The sequence below is a fragment of the Pseudomonas sp. G5001 genome, from assembly GCF_013385475.1.
Classification (GTDB): Bacteria; Pseudomonadota; Gammaproteobacteria; order Pseudomonadales; family Pseudomonadaceae; genus Aquipseudomonas.
On sequence record NZ_JACAPZ010000049.1, the window covers coordinates 20,438 to 41,109 of the forward strand.

Genomic DNA, 20,672 nt, shown 5'->3' on the forward strand with positions numbered 1-20,672 from the left:
AGGTTTGACAACAGTCAGGTGACTAGCAGTGAGGCAAAAGAGTTTGGCCAAGCAGCTGTCTGCCGTAATTCTGGCAGTCGCAATGATCGCGCCCGAGCGTGCGCCGGTCATGGCAGCGTCGTATATCGACGATGAAGAACGCGTCAACATCATCAGCCCGAGCAACCTGGGCACACATTTACCCGGCGGGCCAACGGGCGTCAGCGCACCGGTGGCACCCGAGCACGTCATACCGAGCAACCTTGACCTGACACGCGCCATTCAACTGGCGGTGGAATGGCACCCGGCAATTTCCGAGGCGATCGGCCAGCTGTACCAACAAAACGAGAACGTGAACATCGCCCGTTCCGGTTATTACCCGCAAGTCAGCGGTGGCTTCAACTCCGGCTACGACAGCGGCCTGAGGGGCAACGGCCAGAGCCGTGCGTTTTCGTTGTCGGCGTCGCAGATGCTCTATGACTTCGGCAAGGTCTCAAGTTCTGTCGACAGTGCGCTGGCGCGGGTCAGTGCCAGCCAGGCGTCGGTGTTGCTGTCGATCGATCAGGTGGCGCGCGATACCTCGTTCGCCGTGATCGAACTGCAGCGCTCGCAGTTGCTGGTGCAACTGGCTCGCGAGCAAATCGACGGCATTTCGGCGATTGCAGAGCTGGCCAAAAAGCGCAGCGACATGGGCGCCAGCACCCGTTCGGACCTGATCCAGGCCCGCTCGCGGGTCGAGGCCTCGGTGGCGACGCAATTGCAATTCACCGCGCAATTCAATCGCTGGCGCAGCACGTTGAGCAGTCTGCTTGGGTCGCAGGCGCCAGTGAGCGTGGCGAATGGTTTTCCGGCAAGCCTGGAGCAATCCTGCGTGGGCGTGGTACCCGATACGGCAGTCACGCCGACCCTGCTGATCGCCCAGGCGCAGCGTGTCGATGCGCTGGCGCTGATTGCACAAGCCCGTGCCGAGGCGTTGCCGACCGTGTCGCTGGACCCGTCCATCACGCACTACCTGGACAACAACGACGACAGCAACGTCCCCGGCGGCCGCGACCGTACCCGTTATGGCGTATTTCTCAACGTGAAAATGCCGCTGTACCAGGGCGGCGCAATCACCGCCCGCAAATCCGCCGCGCAACAGGCCCTGCGTTCCGCCGATGCCGCCAACGACGCCGCGCGCCTTGCGGTTCGCCAGGGGTTGCTGGAGGCGCGGGATCAAATCTCAAGCCTCAGCCAGCGGCTATCCACCCTGGATTTTCGTGAGCGCAGCATCTCCGAAACCCGCGACCTGTATCGCCAGCAGTACCTCGAACTGGGCACACGGCCGTTGCTCGACCTGCTGAATGCCGAGCAGGAAATTCACCAGGCACGCATGGACCGGGAAAACACCGCCGCTGACCTGCGCCGCCTGAAAATCGATTGCCTCTACAACACGGGCGCACTGCGCACGGCGTTCCACCTGGACAACAGCACCCTGCAAGGTGTGGAGATTCGGCCATGAATGATGCTGTGATGCTTGCGGACGAAACCAACGCAGTACAAACCCCGCTGAACCCGGCGCCCGCAGTGGATTATGACGTGTGGCTGGAGGCCGTCCTGAGCGTGGCCCGGCATTACCGCCTGGAATGCTCGGCCCAAAGCGTGCGCATCGCTTCACAATGGACCGAAGGCGCTTCGGTGGAAGAGGTGGTACGGCAGATGGCCCGCCAGGCGGGGTTGAACTGCGTGATTGCCGACTTCAGCGAAACCACGCTGATGCAGCGCCAATTACCGGTGGTGCTGCAATTTGCCGACGGCCAGGTGGGTGTGCTCGAAACCCTCGGCGACGGCGACAACCTGGGCATCGCCTACAGCGGCGACGGCGGCCTGCAAAGCCGGCTCACCCGCCAGGACCTGTTGGAGCAAGCGCGCAAGAGCGTGATTCTGCGACCCATGGCGGCAGTGCGTGACCGGCGTGTCGACGACTACATCAAGCCTTACGAGAAGGCGTGGTTCAAAAACATCGTGCTGCGCGACTTGCGGCCCTATGGCTATGTGATGCTCGCGTCGCTGGTCACCAGCGTGCTGGGGTTGGCCGGGGTACTGTTTTCGATGCAGGTGTACGACCGGGTGATCCCGGCCGAATCCATGCCCACCCTGTATGTGCTGTTTGGCGGGGTGATGCTGGCGCTGGTGTTTGATTTCATCATGCGCATCACCCGTGTGCGCATCACCGACATGCTCGGCAAACGCGCGGATCTGCGCGTTTCCGACCTGGTGTTCGGGCATGCCATTCGCTTGCGTAACAGCGCCCGGCCGAAGTCCACCGGCTCGTTCATTTCGCAGCTCAAGGAACTGGAGCAACTGCGTGAGCTGATCACCTCCAGCACCGCCACTGCGCTGGCCGATCTGCCGTTCTTCCTGCTGTTTCTGGTGATCTACTGGTTGATCGCCGGCCCGCTGGTGGCGGTGCCAATGGTGGCTGTGCTGTTCCTGATAGTGCCCGGGCTGTTGGCGCAGAAAAAACTCGCGGCACTGGCGAATGAGTCGATGCGTGAAAGCTCGTTGCGCAGCGCCATGCTGGTGGAGACCATACAAGGCCTGGACGACATCAAGGCGTTGCAGGCCGAACAGCGCTTCCAGCAACAATGGAATCACTACAACGCCACCTGCGGCGACGCCAGCCTGCGCCTGCGCCTGCTCACCAACAAACTGGTGGCCTGGAGCAACAATGTGCAGGGCTCGGTGTTTGCCGTGGTGGTGGTGTTCGGTGCGCCCATGGTCATGGCCAGCGACATGACCACCGGTAGCCTTGTCGCGGCGTCGATCCTGGCGTCGCGGATGATGGCGCCGATGTCCCAGATCACCCAGGTGCTGACGCGCTGGCAGCAGGCCAAGGTTGCGCTGCAAGGCCTGAACCGGATCATGGAATTGCCGGTGGACCATCCCGAGGGCAGCAAGCGCGTGCACCTGCCGGTGATCAAAGGCCAATACGCGCTGAGCCAGGCCACGTTCCAGTATTCCGACGATGCCCCCGTACCGGCGCTGCGTGTGGCCGACCTGAAGATCCAGCCGGGCGAACGCATCGCGATTCTGGGGCGTAACGGCGCGGGTAAATCCACGCTGTTGCAGGCATTGGCCGGGATGCTCGACCTCAAGGCCGGCACCATCAGCCTGGATAGCGTTGCCCTCAGCCACATCGACCCCGCCGACGTGCGCCGCGATGTGGGGCTGATGACACAAAACTCGCGGCTGTTCCACGGCACGCTGCGCGACAACCTGATCATGGGGGCGCCGCATGCCAGCGATCAGGAAATCCTCCAGGCCCTGGCGCTGACCGGTGCGGGCGACTTCATCGGCAAGTTCGCCGACGGCCTGGACCACATGATCCTGGAAGGTGGCCTGGGCCTGTCGGGCGGGCAGCGTCAGTCGCTGCTGCTGTCGCGGCTGATGATTCGCCAGCCGCATATCGTGTTGCTCGACGAGCCCACCGCGTCCCTGGATGAAGCGACCGAGCGCCAGTTGATCCACAACCTCGACCGCTGGGCAGCCCACCGCACGCTGATTATCGCCACGCACCGCATGAGTGTATTGAGCCTGGTGAATCGGGTGATCGTGGTCGATAACGGCCAGATCATCGTCGATGACAGCAAAGCCAACGCGATTGCGCGCCTGTCCAAACCGAAGGGGAAAACCCAGTGAAAAGCCCTGCGCCGAAAACCATACCCCTGCTCGCCACCGAAGACGAAGGCGCCCGGCATACCCACGACGGCGTGGATGAACGCACCGTGGTGCGCGCCACGCGCGTGGTGGGCTGGGTGTTTGTCATGCTGATTGCGTTTGGTGCCTGGGCCTACTTTTTTGAAGTGGAGGAAGTCTCGACGGGCAGCGGCAAAGTCATCCCGACCTCGCGTGAGCAAATCATCCAGTCGCTGGAAGGCGGCATCGTCACGGAATTGAATGTGGGGGAGGGCGATATCGTCAAAAATGGCCAGACGTTGGCCAGGCTTGACCCGACCAAGACCGAATCCAACTTTGATGAAAGTGCCGCCAAGTACCGGGCGTCGCTGGCCAGCGTCGCGCGTTTGCAGGCCGAGGTAGACGGTAAACCGTTACTGTTCCCCCCGGAGCTTGAGCGTTACCCCGCACTGGTGCGCGCCGAAACCGACCTGTTCAACACTCGGCGCAAGGGCCTCGAAGAATCGTTGGCCGGCGTGCGATCGTCGCTCGGGCTGGTGCGTAGCGAGCTGGAAATCACCGAAAACCTGGCCAAGGTCGGCGCCGCCAGCAACGTTGAGGTGTTGCGCCTCAAGCGCCAAAAGGCCGAGCTGGAGTTGAAACTGACCCAGGCCCGCTCCGAGTATATGGTGCGGGCCGGTGAGGACCTGGCGAAGGTCAATGCCGACGTCGAGACGCTGTCGTCAGTCATGCGCGGGCGCTCCGACTCGGTGACCCGCCTGACCCTGCGCTCGCCGGTGCGCGGTATCGTCAAGGGGATAGAGGTCACCACCATCGGCGGGGTTATCCCGCCCAACGGGCGCCTGATGCAGATTGTGCCCCTGGATGAGCAGTTGTTGATCGAGGCGCGTATCTCCCCGCGAGATATCGCCTTTATCCATCCCGACCAGGTGGCCAAGGTCAAGATCACCGCCTACGACTACGCCATTTATGGCGGCATGGACGGCAAGGTCGTGACCATTTCTCCGGACACTATCCAGGACGAGGTCAAGCCAGAAGTTTTTTACTATCGAGTGTTCATCCGCACCGACGCTGACACCTTGAAAAACAAGGCCGGCAAGTCGTTTTCGATTGTGCCTGGGATGATTGCCTCGGTGGATATCAAGACCGGCCAGAAAACCGTGCTCGACTATTTGATCAAGCCCATGAACCGTGCGCGGGAGGCCTTGCGCGAGCGTTAGGCGAGGTGGCTGTGGCCAGGTTTGCGTTGTGGTGGATGCTGTTGTGGGCCGGCGTGCCGGGCGCGTGGGCCCTGAGTGAGGGGTCGACACCGTTGCTTTGGAACACCCCGGCCGACCAGTCGACCTGCAACCAGGTCGACTCTTCACTTTGGGTCGAGTTGGCCGGGGGCGATGAGTGCATTCGCTATTTTTCCGGGGCGGTGCTGAGCCGTGCGCCCGTGGTAATCGTGATGTTTCATGGCGACCGCAACGTGGAAATGCACCGCTCGCCCGAGTCGATCCGTGGCAATACCCTGGCCGCCAAGGCCAGGCAGGCCAAGGCCCTGAGCCGGCGTGCGGGCGTACCGGTGGTGATTGTGGCGCGACCTGGCACCTACGGTTCCAGCGGCAACCATGGGCAGCGGCGCCAGGCGCGGGAATTCATTGTGCTGGACGCTGCGCTCAACGAGCTGCGCAAGCGTTACGGCATCGGGCAGTTTGTGTTGCTGGGGCACAGCGGCGGCGCCACGGTGGCCGCGGCGTTGTTGACCTTGGGGCGTACCGATGTGAAGTGTGCAGTGATGACTTCCGGCGCGTTTGCCCTGGTGCAGCGCGCGCAGATGTTGCGTCAAAGCAAAGGCCTGCCTTCGCGTCCGGGACGCGACACCAATGGTTTATTGCACCCCTACGATCCCCTGGAGCACATGGCCGGCATTGCCGTTGCGCCTGCGCGGCAGTTGTTCGTGATTGGCAGCGTGGATGACCAGGTAACCCCATTTGTGTTGCAGGAGCGTTTTTACCGGGCGTTGATTCGCGCCGGGCATCAGGCGCAGTTGGTCAAGGCGCAGGGTGTGCCTGCGATGTTTCACCAACTGCGCAATGACATTGGCCTGAAGACAGCAGCGGGCTGCGCGGGCTAACCCGCCGGCACCGCCTGTTCGGTCGTGTTCAGCCAATCACAGATCTGCGACAACCCGGTACCACCGGAGCTTTTCACCAGTACCCAATCCCCCGCCTGGAACCACTGGCCGGGGTGGCGCGCCAACGCCTGGCCTAATGCCGTGGCATCCTCGAACCACTGCACTGACAGCTCACTGCGCAGCACCCGGTACACCTCATGCATCAGCGGCCCGCACAGCACCAAATGCCGGGGCGCCGCCGCGCGCAGCGAGTCAGCCAGTTCCAGGTGGTAGCGCTGGGCGTCGGGGCCCAGCTCCAGCATGTCGCCCAACACTACTACCCGGTGCCGCGAGGCCACGGGCAGGTCGGCCATCGAGCGCAAGGCCGCAGCCATCGAGCCCGGGTTGGCGTTGTACGCATCGTTGATCAGCTGGAAATGCCCGTCGGTGCATTTGATCGAGCGGATATTGCCGCGACCTTCCACCGGTTGGAAGCCGGTCAGCACTTCCAGTGCCTGGTCGGCGTCAAGCCCGGCGGCGAACAGCGACGCCAGCACCCCCAGTGCGTTGAGCACCATGTGTCGGCCGCGAGCACTCAGGCTGAAATCCAGCCGTTGCGTGTCACGTTGCGCGGTGACGTAGACCCGGTCGGCCTCGCTGCACACGTCGAGCAGGCGCACATCGGCATCAGCGTGTTCGCCATAGCTGGTCACGTGCAAGCGCGCGACTTCGGCGGCCTGGGCGAACACCTCGTAGTGCGGCATATCGCGGCACAGCACCGCGTGCCCACCCGGTGCCATCGAGCGGAAGATCGCGCTCTTTTTACGCGCCAGGTTTTCCAGGGTGCCATGGTATTCCAGGTGCGCCGGAGCCAGCCCGGTCACGATAGCAATGTGTGGGCGCACCAGCTCCGAGTTAATCGGCATGCGGCCCACGGCCATTTCCAGTACCCAGAATTTGGCCGGCCGGGGCATGCTCGCCAGGTTCCAGGCGATCCCATGGGGCAGGTTGGCGTTGGCCTCGGTGTGGCCCACTTCGCCCCAGTGTTTCAGGGCGTGGCCGAGCATGGCGACCACGGTGGTTTTACCGAAGCTGCCGGTGACGCCGAACACCTGGCCAGTGAATTGCTGCCTGGCGTATCGACCCATTTGCAGCATGGCCTCGCTGGTATCGGCGACCTGTAACACCGGCAGGCCGCTGTCCAGGTAGGGCGTCGGGTCTACACACAAGAACGCCGAGGGGCGCCGCTCAGGACTGGCCTGGGCCCAGCGCAGCGCCGACTGCACTTCGTTCGGTCCCACCTTGCTGGGGTGCCGATTGAGCATGCGCTGGGGTTTGAAAAACTGCATGGACGGCGTCAAACCCGACGTGTACCAACCGGGCGGCGGCTGTTTGGCCCAGGTGCCGTGTGTCACCCGAGCCAGGGTGTTGGCGTCCCAGACCCAGCCGAGGGGCGCTGCGTCCTGGGCCAGGCTCACTTGCGGCGCGCCGTCGAGCAGGTAGCGGTGGTAGGCAATCAGCCCCGAGAGGTAATGCTCCACGTCGTCGATGCGCACCCTGAACGCGTGGTGACGGATAAAAAACGAACCGGCAATGCGCGCAGGATTGGCGAAATACATCGCCGTTTCCGGCCAGAAATACCCGTTGAACAGATAGCGCGCACGATGATGCAGGGCGCGGTAAAACGCGTGCAGGTCGATCTCGGTGAGCAGGTGGCGCAATTGCGCTTGCTGGGCGATGCGTTCGAGCATCTGCTGCGCAGCCATCATCAATTCCAGTAGCGTCGGAAAGGTGGTGATGCGCTGTTGCACGAACCCCAGATAACCGGCGACGTTATTCAGGCCGAAGCGGAAATACTTTTCGTCAGGTCGGTAGCGGGTCAGTTCGTTCACGCAATAGCTGAGCCAGTGATCGTGCTCGCGCCAGTGCTGTTTTTCGATGAAGTAGTCGAAGGCTTTTTCCACCACGGTTAACCAGCGCTCATCGCCGGTGAGGCCGTAGAGGCGGATCAACCCGAACGCGGCCTCGCCGTCGTAGTAGATGATCCGGAACGCCTCTTTGACGGTAAGGTCACGGCCATGCAAGACGTGCACGAAGGCGCCGGTGGTCGCGTCCTGCATCCAGGCCATGCCATTGGCCAGGGCTTCCAGCACGGGTAGGTAGTGGCGGGTGCCGGTGACTTCGCTGTATTTGACCAGCGCCAACAAACACACGGCATTGCCGCCCAGTTTGATCTCGTCACCGGTGTCCAGCAGATACGCCGCCACACTGCCGTCGGGCAGCGCGTAGGACTTGATCAGTTCCTGGGTAAGGTAGGCCAGCGAGCGGTCGATGGCGGATTCAAGCGCCTCGTCGCCGGTCAGTGCCCAGGCCTCGATCATCGAATAGGTGGTACTGGCGTGGCGCAGGGTGTTGTAGTTTTTTATCGCCCGGTCAAAGCACGGGAAGTAGCCGTAGACGAACTGGCCGCTGCCCTGCACCTGAGTGCTCAGGTAGCTTGCGGCGCTGATGATGCTCGCCTTTACCATGCCGGGCTCCAGCGCTGCGAGGGTGCGCCAGCCGGTTTCTGTCGGGCCAGGGTTCAGCGGGTGGGGCACGCCGTCTTCGGCACAAAAAACGCCCTTGGTGTCGAACAGGAACACGGGGGTCTCGGGTTCAAGTGTGGCGATCAGGTCGGCTGTATTGAGCCCGGTAAAACGGCGCCTGGCGTACACCGAAAAATTGCCGGCATTGAAGCTCGCGTGATTGATAGCGTTGCCGCCATACAGGATCGCGTTGGCGTTCAGTTCCTGTTCGGTGATCGCGATGTGCAGCGCCGCATCGAAGGCGATGCCGCGCCGGAAGTAATTACGCTTGTGGCGCTTGAAGCGCGCATTGAGTTCGGCCCAGGTGATGGCGGTTACGTTGATCGCGCATTCGACGCGTATCCATGAACGTTCGACGATGTTGCCTGACTGCGCACGGTCTCGTTCGTAGGCTCCCTGCAAGCGCTGCACACCGGTTTGCCAGGCGGCTTCGAAGTTATCTGCCGTGATATGAAAAACATGCGCGCGCTGGGTGCCGTCGCTCATGGAGAAAAACAAGGTACAGGGCTGCGCGGTGTCTGATGATACAGCAGGCCCGTTCATTTCTTTGCTTAGATGAGCATAACAAGCAAGCCATTGCTGTTTCACAGGCATAGTTCATCACCAGTCTTTAACTTGGAGAGGGGTGGCGCGCAGTGTTCATGATTAAACTGCGCGCCAGCTGATAAATAAGCAGAAAGTTATGCCGCACAGTTTTATAAAGGCAAATTAACCAGGCTTATATATCAAGAGCAGAGCGATGAATCCTCTTTCTCCGGCTCCAGCACGGAGGGCGGGACTTGGCTCTCGTATTGCTGGAGATGGTCACGAATCAGCTTGCGAATAACCTGAGAAATAGTAAGGTCAACTTCCTCGGACAGCGACTCCAGACGCTGCTTGGTCGGGAAGTCGATGAGAATGGTCAGACGTGTTGTTTTTTCAGGCATTTTCTTGATCCTTTTACAAAAGCGCGGTCTCGACTGCCGCGTGCAGTAAGTGCTGGAAGACGTGTGGAGTCCTTAGAACAAACCAATGGGGTAATCAACTGATTCATTGGAGTCTAATTCAAATCGCTGCGCGTTTTCCATCAATGTGCAGTGAAGGTTGCGATTATGTGAAGTTCTGCACCTTCTCCGTACCTCTTATTATCATCGGGTTATAATGCTATGAGATTCGAGTATAGACCGGTTGCAAGAAAGCTATCTCAAAGTGTAGGGGGTGTCAAAAGTCAATCTTATCTATAACTAAAGTAGTGGTTGTACTGTTTGGTGAGTTTGATTATGTATTTTGCGCATTACGTCATGAGATTTTTTCAAGAACTTGGTGCTCACAATATTCTGTCACAAAATACTAATTGATTGTTTTCGAATATCAAGGGTTGTTGTCACGAATAACAGCGATTGTTATTGGAAGAGGGGCAGGGAGGTGCTGCTTTTATCAGAAGGGCGCGACGGTCGTCGTTGAGGTAAAAGGGGCCAGGGCGACCCCTTTCCAGGAGGTGGGATCAGGCAAACACAAAATACTTACGCACCGTCTCGACCACTTCCCACGTCCCCTTCATCCCCGGCTCCACCACAAAGATATCCCCAGCCCGCAAATGGATCGGCTCCAGGCCGTCCGGGGTGATCACGCAGTAGCCTTCCTGGAAGTGACAGTATTCCCACTTCACATACTCCACCCGCCATTTGCCGGGGGTGCAGATCCAGGTGCCCATGATCTTGCTGCCGTCCTCGCTGGTGTAGGCGTTGAGGTTGACGGTGTGCGGGTCGCCTTCGAGTTTTTCCCATTTGCAGGCGTCCAGCACCGGCAGTGGATGGGTGTCGCGCAGTACGGTGATTGGCTTGGACATGATGATTCCGAGGCAGTGGAAGGGAAGTCCGAACCCTATCGCCTTGGGCGGCCCGCCAGTGGTCTGGACTCGACATCGGGATGCCCAGAAGCGCAGTCATTTGCACATCCGTGAGTCACCGCCAACCCCTGTGGGAGCCGGGCTTGCCCGCGGTGGCGGAGTGTCAGGCGATGGAAGGGCACGCTGTGCCGGCCTCATCGCGGGCAAGCCCGGCTCCCACAGGGGATATTTGTTGTTTGAAGGATTGAGTCAGTACGAAATATCTGTGCGCCAATCAGCCATTTCCTCGCAGTAAGTGCGAAAGATTTCCCGCTTTGCGCTGGAATTCGCAAGAATATTTACAGCCGGCCCTCGTATCATTCACCCCAGTAACGACCGAGAGCCTTGAAATGAATCCAATAAAAACGTGGTGGGACATCAGCCCGCCCTTGAGCACCGCGACCCCGACCTGGCCGGGTGATACGCCGTTTCAGGAAGAGCGGGTCTGGCAGTTCGGCCCCGAGTGCCCGGTGAATGTCGGACGCATCACCCTGTCGCCCCACACCGGCGCCCATGTGGACGCGCCGTTGCACTACAGCGCGGACGGCGCGCCGATTGGCGAAGTGTCTCTGGATGTGTACATGGGCCCGTGCCGGGTGCTGCATTGCCTGGGCAGCGGCGCGCTGGTGCAGCCGCATCAGTTGGAAGGCCGCCTGGAAAACCTGCCGGAGCGTGTACTGTTGCGCACTTATCAACAGGCGCCGCTGGATGCCTGGGATTCGAATTTCACCGCCGTCGCCCCGCAAACGGTCGAGTTGCTGTTCAGCCTCGGCGTGCGCCTGATCGGCATCGACACGCCGTCCCTGGACCCGCAGCAGTCCAAGACCATGGATTCCCACAACGCCGTCGCCTCTCATGGCATGGCGATTCTCGAAGGCATCGTCCTCGACGACGTGCCGGAGGGCGATTACGAGTTGATCGCGCTGCCGCTGCGTTTTGCCAACCTCGATGCCAGCCCGGTACGAGCCATTCTCCGCCCGCTCAAGGAGCCCACGCGATGAGCCAGTGTCCTTTCTCCCCTGACTACCAGCCGCCGGAAGAATGGCATAACGCCGAGCTGAATTTTTCCGAGTCCATGAGCTACGGCGACTACCTGGACCTGGGCAAAGTGCTCAGCGCCCAGCACCCGCTGTCGCCGGACCACAACGAGATGCTGTTCATCATCCAGCACCAGACCTCGGAGCTGTGGATGAAGTTGATGCTCCACGAACTCAAGGCCGCCCGCGAACACGTGCGCCTGGGTGAGCTGCCGCCGGCGTTCAAGATGCTGGCGCGGGTGTCGCGGATCTTTGACCAGTTGGTGCACGCCTGGGCGGTACTGGCGACCATGACGCCGTCGGAGTACAAGTCGATCCGCCCGTACCTGGGGCAGTCGTCGGGTTTCCAGTCGTTCCAGTACCGGGAAATCGAATTCATCCTCGGCAACAAAAGCGCGGCGCTGTTGCGGCCTCACGCCCACCGGCCGGAGTTGTTGAAGGAGCTGCAGGTGGCGATTGCCACGCCGTCGCTGTATGACGAAGCGATCAACCTGATGACCAAGGCCGGGCTGGCGATCGACCCCAAGCGCGCCGAACGCGACCCGACGGCGCCAACGGTTCACGATGATTCCGTGGAGGCGGCGTGGCGCGAGGTTTATCGCGATCCGAGCCGGTATTGGGACCTGTACCAATTGGCCGAAAAGTTTATCGACCTGGAGGATTCGTTCCGCCAATGGCGCTTCCGCCATGTCACCACGGTGGAGCGGATCATTGGCTTCCAGCCTGGTACGGGCGGCACCGAAGGCGTGGGTTACCTGCGCAAGATGCTCGACACCGTATTGTTCCCCGAGCTGTGGCGAGTGCGTTCTACGCTGTAATCAAGGCCCAACAAAAAGCCCCGGTACTCATCAGTACCGGGGCTTTTCATTTGGAATACGATCAAAATGTGGGAGCGGGCTTGCTCGCGAAAGCGGTGTGTCAGTCAATACATCAGGTGACTGACACGACGCCTTCGCGAGCAAGCCCGCTCCCACACAAGCCCGCTCCCACATGGGTTATTGCGCTGTTACTGCCTTCGCGTTATTCAACCGCAACCGGTACGCCACATAGATGATCCCGACCCAGACCGGAATCGCATACACCGACGCCCGCACACCCGGAATCGCCAGCATCACGCAGATGATCATCAGCATGAACGCCAGGCACAGGTAGTTGCTGAACGGGAACCAGAAGGTCTTGAACGACGGCACCACGCCTTGCTCGCCCATGGCCTTGCGGAACTTGATGTGGGTCAGGCTGATCAGCGCCCAGTTGATCATCAGCGAGGCAACCACCAGCGCAAACAACAGCTCCAGTGCGTCATGCGGCGCGACGTAGTTGATCACCACACACAGCAGCGTCACCAGGGCCGAGATGCCCAGGGCACGCAGCGGCACGCCTTGCTTGTTCAACTTCATCAGCGCTTTCGGCGCATCGCCTTGCTCGGCCAGGCCGAACAGCATGCGGCTGTTGCAGTACACGCCGCTGTTGTACACCGACAGTGCCGCGGTCAGGACCACGAAGTTGAGGATGTGGGCGGCGGTGTCGTTACCGATCAAGGAAAAGATCTGCACGAACGGACTGCCGCTGTAGGCATCGCCCGACGCGCCGAGGGTTTGCAGCAGTTGGTCCCATGGGTACAACGACAGCAGCACGGTAAGGGCGCCGACGTAGAAAATCAGGATCCGGTACACCACCTGGTTGATCGCCTTCGGGATCACCTTGCGGGGTTCGCTGGCTTCGGCGGCGGTAATACCCACCAGCTCCAGGCCGCCGAACGAGAACATGATGAACGCCATGGACATCAACAGCCCCATGCCGCCATTCGGGAAGAACCCGCCGTGGCTCCACAGGTTGCTCACCGAGGCTTGTGGGCCGCCGGTGCCGCTGAACAGCAGGTAGCAGCCGAGCACGATCATGCCGACAATCGCCACCACCTTGATGATCGCGAACCAGAACTCGGTCTCACCGAAGAACTTCACGTTGAGGGTGTTGATCAGGTTGACCAGCACAAAGAACACCACCGCACTGACCCAGGTCGGAATTTCCGGCCACCAGAACTGGATGTACTTGCCCACCGCTGTCAGCTCGGCCATGCCCACCAGCACGTAGAGTACCCAGTAGTTCCAGCCGGCGAGGAAGCCTGCGTAACCGCCCCAGTACTTGTGGGCGAAGTGGCTGAAGGAGCCGGCCACCGGTTCCTCGACGATCATTTCGCCCAGCTGGCGCATGATCAGGAACGCGATGAACCCGGCTACCGCATAGCCCAGGATCATCGACGGCCCCGCCGACTTGAGCACGCCCGCCGAGCCGAGGAACAGCCCGGTCCCGATCGCCCCTCCCAAGGCAATCAGCTGAATATGCCGGTTCTTCAGGCCACGCTTGAGGCCCACCGGGTTAACCATGTCATCCGCCATTAACATTCCCTTCTACTTGTTTTTTTCAGGGTTGATCGCACACCGAACCAGCCCCTCAAACCGCTGAGGGGTCAGATATTACTCTCGGTAAACTTTTCGTAATACAGCTGAACGCCATCAAGTGCCTGATCCAGCAGCCATTGTTTGATGGATTCGACCATCGGAGGGGGGCCGCAGACGTACATATCTGCCGATTGATCCCGCAATTCGGCCAGGTCGAAATGCTCGGTGAGGTAGCCGCGTTTGCCGGCCCAGTCCGAAGGTGGGTTGCTGAGTACCTCGGTGTAGCGAAACCCCGGGATTGTATCGGCGTAGGCTTTTATGCGTGTTGCCTCGCATAAATCGGCCGCACCCCGCACGCCGTAATACAGGTGCACCGGCTGTTGGCAGGTGCTGGCGGCCAGGTCGTCAAGCATGCCCAGCAGCGCCGATAAACCAGTGCCACCGGCCACCAACACCAGCGGTCGGGTGACATGCCGAAGGTAGAAGGCACCCAATGGCGCTTCCAGCAGCAACTCATCACCGACCTGGCAGCGTTCGCGAATGTAGTTGCTCATCACGCCATCGGGCAGCAGGCGGATCAGGAACTGCAACTGATTGCCCGGGCGGTTGGCGAAAGAGTAGGAGCGCCAACTGTCGGTGCCGGGAATCGACAGGCGGGCATATTGGCCCGGCAAAAAGTCCAATGGTGCTTCAAGCTGCAGGTGCAGGATCGCCGTGCTGGGCGACACCTGCTGCACATTGCTCACCGTGCTGCGGATCTGGACCGGCCCCGGCGCGTTGCACAGGCTGGAATCAAAATCGAAGTAGAACGCCGCATCGGATTGGACCCGGGTCTGGCAGCTGAGCATTTTGCGTTGTTGCAGGTCGAGGCTGGAGAGGGCTTCCTCGTCCACGTAGTCCTGGCTGTAGTCGCCGGACTCGCAGCGGCCCTGGCAAGTGCCGCAAACGCCTTCGCGGCAGTCGAGCGGGATCTTGATGCCATTGCGCAACGCTGCATCCAACAGGATCTCATTGGCGCCCACCGGGAAAAACAGGGTCTTGCCGTCGGCAAAACTGAAGGCCACTTTGTGATTCATTCGCAGAACTCCGCGAGTTTGATTTTCTATGCCTGCGATTTACCTGTGGCGAGGGAGCTTGCTCCCGCTGGGCTGCGCAGCAGCCCCAAAAAGCCGGGAGCGCTACGCACTGGAGCGCCAACCCGGTCCAGCGGGAGCAAGCTCCCTCGCCACAGGTGTAATGCATCAGGTCACAGGTGATAGAAATCCAGCACCGAGTTGATGGTGTCGTTGAGCAGCAGCGCATGCTTGCGGGTGATCAACCAACTGTCGCCATCGGGCTTGAGGCTGTAAGTGGCGCTGCCGTAGAACTGCTCCGACGTCGCCAGCCGATAGAACAACGTATGCCAGTTCAACTTCACCTCCAGCAGCCCGTCCGGTTGCTCGGCAATCCGCACGTTGTTGATCAAATGCAGCGTCCTCGGCATCGGCGTGGCCGACGCGGCCTTGCCCGTGCGCAGGCGAAACACCCGATCCTCCAGCCCCGAGCGGTTGGCGTAGTAGATCAACGACATTTCGCGCTTCGGGTCGCGGGTGTAGACATGTTCCGAATCCCACTGCGGCAGGTGGAATTCACTCTGCGGGTCGAACAACTGCACGTAGGCGTCCCAATCCTGGGCATCGCACAGCTCGGATTTACGGTAAAAAAACTGCTCGATCCGGTACTGCAATTGCGCATTCATCATTCCACCTCCCGCAGTTTCAGGGCTTGCTGGTCGAGTCCGTCCAGCAGGAATTTCTGCCAGTTGCGGTGCTGGTTGACGTACAGCCCTTCGTGGGTGAATTCGGTGCCGGTCATCGCCGGCTGGATACCGATGGATTCGCTGTTGGGCGTAGGCCCGGTTTCCCAGCGATGGCTGCCGCGGGAAATATCGCTCCAGCGTTCCAGACGGCCCTGGAAGCCGCGCTGGGCTTCGCGGAACTCCACCAGGTCATCCGGCGTGCCCATGCCCGAGACGTTGAAGAAATCCTCGAACTGGCGAATACGGTTTTCACGGTCGGCGCCAGACTCGTTCTTCACCCCCAGGCACTGGCTGATGATTTCGGTCTTGTTCCACGCGATGGGCCGGATGATCCGCAGCTGCGAACTGATCTGGTCGAGGAAGAACAGGCTCGGGTAGATGTTCAGGTTGCGCAGGCGGTGCATCATCCATTCGGCTTTTTGCTGGCCGTGTTCTTCGATCAGGCGCGGCATGATGGTGGCGTAGCCCGAACGCACGGTGGGGTTGGGCATGTCGCTGAACAACAGGCTGTGGCCATTGTTGAAGGCGAACCAGCCGTCATCGGTGTTCGCGTCGCCGGCGCCGAGCTTGCTGTAGTCCAGTGTCGTGCCCGAGCCCGTGCCGTTTTCCGTATTGACCTGCTGGCGATGCTGCACCGTGGCCACGTAGTTGTAGTGCACGGTGCTGACGTGATAACCGTCCAGGCCGTTCTCGTTTTGCAGTTTCCAGTTACCGTCGTAGGTGTAGGCGGACTTGCCCGGCAGCACTTCCAGCTCGCCGGTGGCCGATTGGGCGACCATCATGTCGAAGAACACTTTGGCGTCGCCGAGGAAGTCTTCCAGGCTGTTGGTGCCGTTCACGTCGAGGCTGATGAAGACGAAGCCCTTGTAGCTCTCGATCCGTGCTTTTTTCAGGCCGCGAGTGGCCTTGTCGAAACCTTCCGGGTATTCCCCCGGCGCCTTGACCTTCACCAGCCGGCCATCGCTCTTGTAGCACCAGGCGTGGAACGGGCAGGTAAACGTGGACTGGTTGCCCTTGCCAACCCGGGTCAGGGTGGTGCCGCGATGCTGGCAAGCGTTGATCAGCGCGTTGAGCTGGCCTTCGCCGTCGCGGGTTATGATCATCGGCTGGCGCCCGGCGCGCATCGTCACGAAGTCGTGCTTGTTGGCCAGTTCGCTCTCGTGACAGGCATAGATCCAGTTTTTTTCGAAGATCAGCTCCATTTCCAGCTCGAACAACTCCGGCTCGGTGAACATGTCCCGGGCGATGCGGAACACCTCATCCACCGGACGGAAGTCCAGGCAGCCTTCGATAAAGCTTTTCCACTGCTCGACGCTTCTTGCACCACTCATGGGAGGCACCTTTTTTGATAATGGCTAAACGGGTAAGCCATTAAGAGGCTGCGGCGGGGCACCGGGCTATCCGGTTAATGGGGGAAGGTGGGCCACTTAGTTGGGCACGAAATACCCACGGCGGTGCAGGGCGGTGGCGGAATGCGCTACTGTCTTGCAAGGCGATTGTCGGAAAAGTCTGCTTGTTATCCACTTAGTCGACGGTTGCTATCCACCCAGTGGCGATCCCGCTGGCGTGGCGCAAAACTTGCTGTCGATCTACCAGGACGCGCCGTCAGAGCGCGCCGGCCACAATTGCCGTGGGTGCCCCGTGATGAGTAGCAATACACGCGATATACGTATCGAGCGCTTCGACCTTGAAGGCGCCTGCAGCTGGATGTCCGGCATTTGCGGGCCGCACCGCCTGCAAACCGCGACGCCGGAGCGCATCCGCTTTCACCACAGCGCCAATGTGTTCAAGTCCCGCGCCACGACGCTGGGGATTATCGAATACGGCACCGACGTCACCATCGACATCGAAGACGCCGAGCACTTCAGCAGCTACAGCCTGACCCTGCCGCTGGTGGGCGAGCAGGAACTGAGCAAGAACGGCGTACGGCTCAGCTCCAACCGTGACCAGGGGGTGATCATTTCGCCCAACGAACATCAGGTGCTGGAGATCTCCGGCGACTGCCGCAAGTTGCAGGTGGTGATCACCCGCGCGGCGATGAGCGAATCCCTGGAAGGCCTGCTGCAGCGGCCGATTGAAGCGCCGCTGCGCTTCGAGTCGGCGATGGACGCGGTGGACGGCGCTTCCGCGTCGTGGTGGCGCATGGCGCGGTATTTCATCGCCGAACTGGAGCGCAGCAGCGAGCTGTATGACCAGGTGGCGTTTACCCGGGACCTGGAAAGCTCGCTGATCAAGGGCCTGATCCTGGCCCAGCCGAACAACTATTCCGAAGAATTGCGGGACGTGCTGGGGGTGAAACTGCCGCACTATTTGATTCGTGCCCGACAGTACATCCACGACAACGCCCGGGAAGCGGTGCACCTGGAGGATCTGGAGGCGGCGGCGGGCGTGTCGCGCTTCAAGCTGTTCGATGCCTTCCGCAAATACTTCGCCCTGTCGCCCATGGCCTATCTGAAGAAATACCGCCTGGGTGCCGTGCGCCAGCAAATCCTCGAACATGGCTCCACGCGCACCATCTCCGAAATCGCCCTGGGCTGGGGCTTTACTCATCTGGGGCGATTCTCGGCCGAATACCGCAAGCTGTTCGACGAATCCCCCAGCCAGACCCTGCAACGCAACGACGCCCGGCGCATGCGGGGGTGAACACCTTACGCAAAAACAACGGAGATCAACTGTGGGAGCGGGCTTGCTCGCGAATGCGGTGCATCAGCCAACTCATTCGGTGACTGACACTGCGCATTCGCGAGCAAGCCCGCTCCCACATTGGATGTGTGGTGTTCTTTTAAATCAACTCTTCCACCAGTTGCAGGCAATGACTGAGCCCCGGCGACTGGTCATTGATCCGCCGGCTGAGAATGATCGGCGACGTGGCGGTGGCCTCCACCACCGGCGTATAGCCAATGTCTGCGCGGTGCAGCACCTGCACCGAGGCCGGTACCAGGGTCACGCCCATGCCTGCGCCGACCAGACCAATGGCGGTCTGCAATTCGTTGGTCCACTGCGAAACCTTCAGGCTCAAGCCATGGGCATCGAACAGCGCGATCACATGGTCGGCGTAGCTCGGCCGCGGGTTGCCGGGATACAGCACGAAGGGTTCAGCGGCCAATTGCGCCAGGGTGGCCGGGGCGCCCAGCAGGGGATGCCCGGCGGGCAACACCGCCACCAACCGGTCCTCCACCAACACCCGCTGCACAATGGCCGGGTCGTCGATGCGAATCCGCCCGAAGCCCACGTCAATCCGCCCGGCCTTGAGAGCTTCAACCTGTTGCAGCGTGGTCATCTCCGACAGGCCCAACTCCAGCTCCAGGCCATCGTGGCTGCGCAGCCGGCGAATCAACTCCGGCAGCACGCCGTACAGCGTCGACGGCGCAAAACCGATGCCCAGCCAGGTTTTCTGCCCAAGGCCTATGCGCCGGGTGTTGTCACACACCTTGCCCAGTTGCTCCAGCAGCACATTGGCGTGCTCATAGAAAAACCGCCCGGCTTCGGTCAGGCGCAACGGGCGCCCACGCTCCAGCAGGACCACACCCAGTTCGTCCTCCAGTTGCTGGATCTGCCGGCTCAGCGGCGGCTGGGCAATGTGCAGGCGTTCGGCGGCGCGGGTGAAGTTGAGGGTTTCCCCCAGCACCTGGAAGTAACGCAGATGGCGCAGTTCCATAAGGACTCCATTCATACCTTAAGGGTATTGTTCGAGACTCATTCTATATTGGAAGCCAGCAGAGATCCGGAACAGAATCAGGCCAAATCTATAAAGAACCCAACGGGTATTGCCATGCCGATTTGCGCCATCGAGTCGATCGAGACCATCATCGTCGATCTCCCTACCATCCGCCCGCACAAACTGGCGATGCACACGATGCAGAACCAGACCCTGGTGATCATCCGCGTGCGCTGCGCCGACGGTATCGAAGGCATTGGTGAATCCACCACCATCGGCGGCCTGAGCTACGGCAATGAAAGCCCCGACAGCATCAAGATCAACATCGACCGGCACTTCGCGCCGCTGCTGCTCGGCCAGGACGCGAGCAACATCAATGCCGCCATGTTGCGCCTGGAGCGCAGCATCCGGGGCAACACCTTTGCCAAGTCGGGTATCGAAAGCGCCTTGCTCGATGCCCTCGGCAAACGCCTGAACCTGCCGGTCAGCGAATTGCTCGGCGGCCGTGTGCGGGACGCCTTGCCGGTGGCCTGGACCCTGGCCAGCGGCAACACCGAAAAAGACATCGCCGAGGCCGAGAAGATGCTCGACCTGCGCCGCCACCGCATTTTCAAATTGAAGATCGGCGCCGGTGAAGTCAGCCAGGACCTGGCCCACGTCATCGCGATCAAAAAAGCCCTGGGCGACCGCGCCAGTGTGCGGGTCGACGTCAACCAGGCCTGGGACGAAGCCGTGGCCCTGCGCGCCTGCAAGGTGCTGGGGGACAACGGCATCGACCTGATCGAACAACCGATCTCGCGCAACAACCGCGGCGGCATGGTGCGGCTCAACCTGTCGAGCCCGGCGCCGATCATGGCCGACGAGTCCATCGAATGCGTGGAAGATGCCTTCAACCTGGCCCGCGAAGGCGCGGCCTCGGTGTTCGCCCTGAAGATCGCTAAAAACGGCGGGCCGCGTGCGGTATTGCGCACCGCAGCGATTGCCGAAGCGGCGGGTATCGGCCTGTACGGCGGCACCATGCTCGAAGGCGGTATCGGCACCCTGGCCTCGGCCCATGCCTTTCTCACCTTGAACAAACTGGCGTGGGACACCGAGCTGTTCGGCCCGCTGCTGCTCACCGAAGACATCCTCGCCGAGCCGCTGGTGTACCGCGATTTCCACCTGCATGTCTCCACCGCTCCGGGCCTGGGCCTGGCCATCGATGAAGAGCGCCTGGCGTTCTTCCGTCGCGATAACTAACAAGAGGACACCTGCGATGTTGTTCCACGTAAAAATGACCGTGAACCTGCCCGTCGACATGAACCCCGAGCGCGCTGCCGGCCTCAAGGCTGAAGAAAAAGCCTTCTCCCAGCGGCTGCAGGAGCAAGGCAAATGGCGCCACCTGTGGCGCATCGCCGGGCTGTACGCCAACTACAGCGTGTTCGATGTCGACAGCGTGCAGGAACTGCATGACCTGTTGATGCAACTGCCGCTTTATCCTTACATGGCCATCGAAGTGAATGCCCTGTGCCGGCATCCATCGTCGATCCGTGAGGATGATCGCTGAGTCTGTTTTTTCACCTAATAATTACAA

The 20,672-nt window shown here is 60.9% G+C and carries 17 protein-coding genes; 9 read left to right on the top strand and 8 right to left on the bottom strand.

The genetic code is table 11. From position 1 onward, the window contains the following. Positions 1 to 82 precede the first annotated feature (82 nt). The 4 genes from HX805_RS29520 to HX805_RS29535 are packed head-to-tail and all read left to right on the top strand — an operon-like array spanning position 83 to position 5,776. The gene (locus HX805_RS29520) at positions 83 to 1,480 is read left to right on the top strand and encodes a TolC family outer membrane protein (protein ID WP_173406114.1); all 1,398 of its coding nucleotides are present in this window, start codon (positions 83 to 85) and stop codon (positions 1,478 to 1,480) included. Next, on the top strand, positions 1,477 to 3,660 hold the full coding sequence (locus HX805_RS29525; RefSeq protein WP_177117549.1) for a type I secretion system permease/ATPase: 2,184 nt from the start codon (positions 1,477 to 1,479) through the stop codon (positions 3,658 to 3,660). Before HX805_RS29520 ends, HX805_RS29525 begins: the two co-directional genes overlap by 4 nt. A 26-nt stretch (positions 3,661 to 3,686) precedes the next feature. Then, the gene (locus HX805_RS29530) at positions 3,687 to 4,877 is read left to right on the top strand and encodes an HlyD family efflux transporter periplasmic adaptor subunit (RefSeq protein WP_177117579.1); all 1,191 of its coding nucleotides are present in this window, start codon (positions 3,687 to 3,689) and stop codon (positions 4,875 to 4,877) included. Positions 4,878 to 4,912: 35 nt separating this feature from the next. Beyond that, positions 4,913 to 5,776 (top strand): S9 family peptidase, encoded by an 864-nt coding sequence (locus HX805_RS29535; RefSeq protein ID WP_102368030.1) that lies wholly within the window; start codon positions 4,913 to 4,915, stop codon positions 5,774 to 5,776. On the opposite strand, the gene HX805_RS29540 is transcribed toward HX805_RS29535, so the two are convergent. The 3 genes from HX805_RS29540 to HX805_RS29550 all read right to left on the bottom strand — a co-directional run bounded on the left by HX805_RS29540 (position 5,773) and on the right by HX805_RS29550 (position 10,168). Next, a complete protein-coding gene (locus HX805_RS29540) occupies positions 5,773 to 8,826 on the bottom strand; it encodes a UDP-N-acetylmuramoyl-tripeptide--D-alanyl-D-alanine ligase (RefSeq protein ID WP_177117550.1) in 3,054 nt (1,017 codons plus the stop codon). The genes HX805_RS29535 and HX805_RS29540 overlap by 4 nt on opposite strands. Positions 8,827 to 9,065: 239 nt before the next feature. Next, complete coding sequence (locus tag HX805_RS29545) at positions 9,066 to 9,266, bottom strand: hypothetical protein (protein WP_003212332.1); 201 nt, start codon at positions 9,264 to 9,266, stop codon at positions 9,066 to 9,068. Positions 9,267 to 9,823: 557 nt separating this feature from the next. Then, a complete protein-coding gene (locus tag HX805_RS29550) occupies positions 9,824 to 10,168 on the bottom strand; it encodes a cupin domain-containing protein (RefSeq protein WP_003212331.1) in 345 nt (114 codons plus the stop codon). 389 nt (positions 10,169 to 10,557) lie between these two features. On the opposite strand from HX805_RS29550, the gene kynB reads away from it, so the two are divergent. Continuing rightward, positions 10,558 to 11,208, top strand: a complete 651-nt coding sequence (kynB, locus tag HX805_RS29555) for an arylformamidase (RefSeq protein WP_177021611.1) — start codon at positions 10,558 to 10,560, stop codon at positions 11,206 to 11,208. Continuing rightward, positions 11,205 to 12,062: a tryptophan 2,3-dioxygenase gene (gene kynA / locus HX805_RS29560; protein WP_008436669.1), complete on the top strand. Its 858-nt coding sequence runs from the start codon at positions 11,205 to 11,207 to the stop codon at positions 12,060 to 12,062. The genes kynB and kynA overlap by 4 nt, the downstream gene beginning before the upstream one ends. A gap of 177 nt (positions 12,063 to 12,239) precedes the next feature. Here the strand turns inward: kynA and HX805_RS29565 are convergent, their stop codons facing one another. From HX805_RS29565 to antA, 4 genes are all read right to left on the bottom strand, one after another. After that, positions 12,240 to 13,640: an amino acid permease gene (locus HX805_RS29565; RefSeq protein WP_003212324.1), complete on the bottom strand. Its 1,401-nt coding sequence runs from the start codon at positions 13,638 to 13,640 to the stop codon at positions 12,240 to 12,242. A gap of 71 nt (positions 13,641 to 13,711) precedes the next feature. Beyond that, entirely contained in the window at positions 13,712 to 14,719 is a 1,008-nt protein-coding gene (gene antC, locus HX805_RS29570; RefSeq protein ID WP_177117551.1) for an anthranilate 1,2-dioxygenase electron transfer component AntC, read from the bottom strand. 170 nt (positions 14,720 to 14,889) lie between these two features. Next, positions 14,890 to 15,381 (bottom strand): anthranilate 1,2-dioxygenase small subunit, encoded by a 492-nt coding sequence (antB, locus tag HX805_RS29575; protein ID WP_003212320.1) that lies wholly within the window; start codon positions 15,379 to 15,381, stop codon positions 14,890 to 14,892. Beyond that, positions 15,381 to 16,772 (bottom strand): anthranilate 1,2-dioxygenase large subunit, encoded by a 1,392-nt coding sequence (antA, locus tag HX805_RS29580; RefSeq protein ID WP_134325687.1) that lies wholly within the window; start codon positions 16,770 to 16,772, stop codon positions 15,381 to 15,383. Before antA ends, antB begins: the two co-directional genes overlap by 1 nt. 313 nt (positions 16,773 to 17,085) lie before the next feature. Between antA and HX805_RS29585 the strand changes: the two genes are divergently transcribed. Further along, positions 17,086 to 18,084, top strand: coding sequence for a helix-turn-helix domain-containing protein (locus HX805_RS29585; RefSeq protein WP_008436676.1), 999 nt, complete (start codon positions 17,086 to 17,088; stop codon positions 18,082 to 18,084). A gap of 139 nt (positions 18,085 to 18,223) precedes the next feature. On the opposite strand, the gene HX805_RS29590 is transcribed toward HX805_RS29585, so the two are convergent. Then, complete coding sequence (locus HX805_RS29590) at positions 18,224 to 19,099, bottom strand: LysR family transcriptional regulator (RefSeq protein ID WP_003212314.1); 876 nt, start codon at positions 19,097 to 19,099, stop codon at positions 18,224 to 18,226. A 114-nt stretch (positions 19,100 to 19,213) separates the two neighbouring features. Between HX805_RS29590 and HX805_RS29595 the strand changes: the two genes are divergently transcribed. Beyond that, positions 19,214 to 20,338 (top strand): muconate cycloisomerase family protein, encoded by a 1,125-nt coding sequence (locus tag HX805_RS29595; protein WP_003212312.1) that lies wholly within the window; start codon positions 19,214 to 19,216, stop codon positions 20,336 to 20,338. Positions 20,339 to 20,354: 16 nt separating this feature from the next. Next, positions 20,355 to 20,645, top strand: coding sequence for a muconolactone Delta-isomerase (catC, locus tag HX805_RS29600; protein WP_003212310.1), 291 nt, complete (start codon positions 20,355 to 20,357; stop codon positions 20,643 to 20,645). Positions 20,646 to 20,672: the final 27 nt, after the last annotated feature.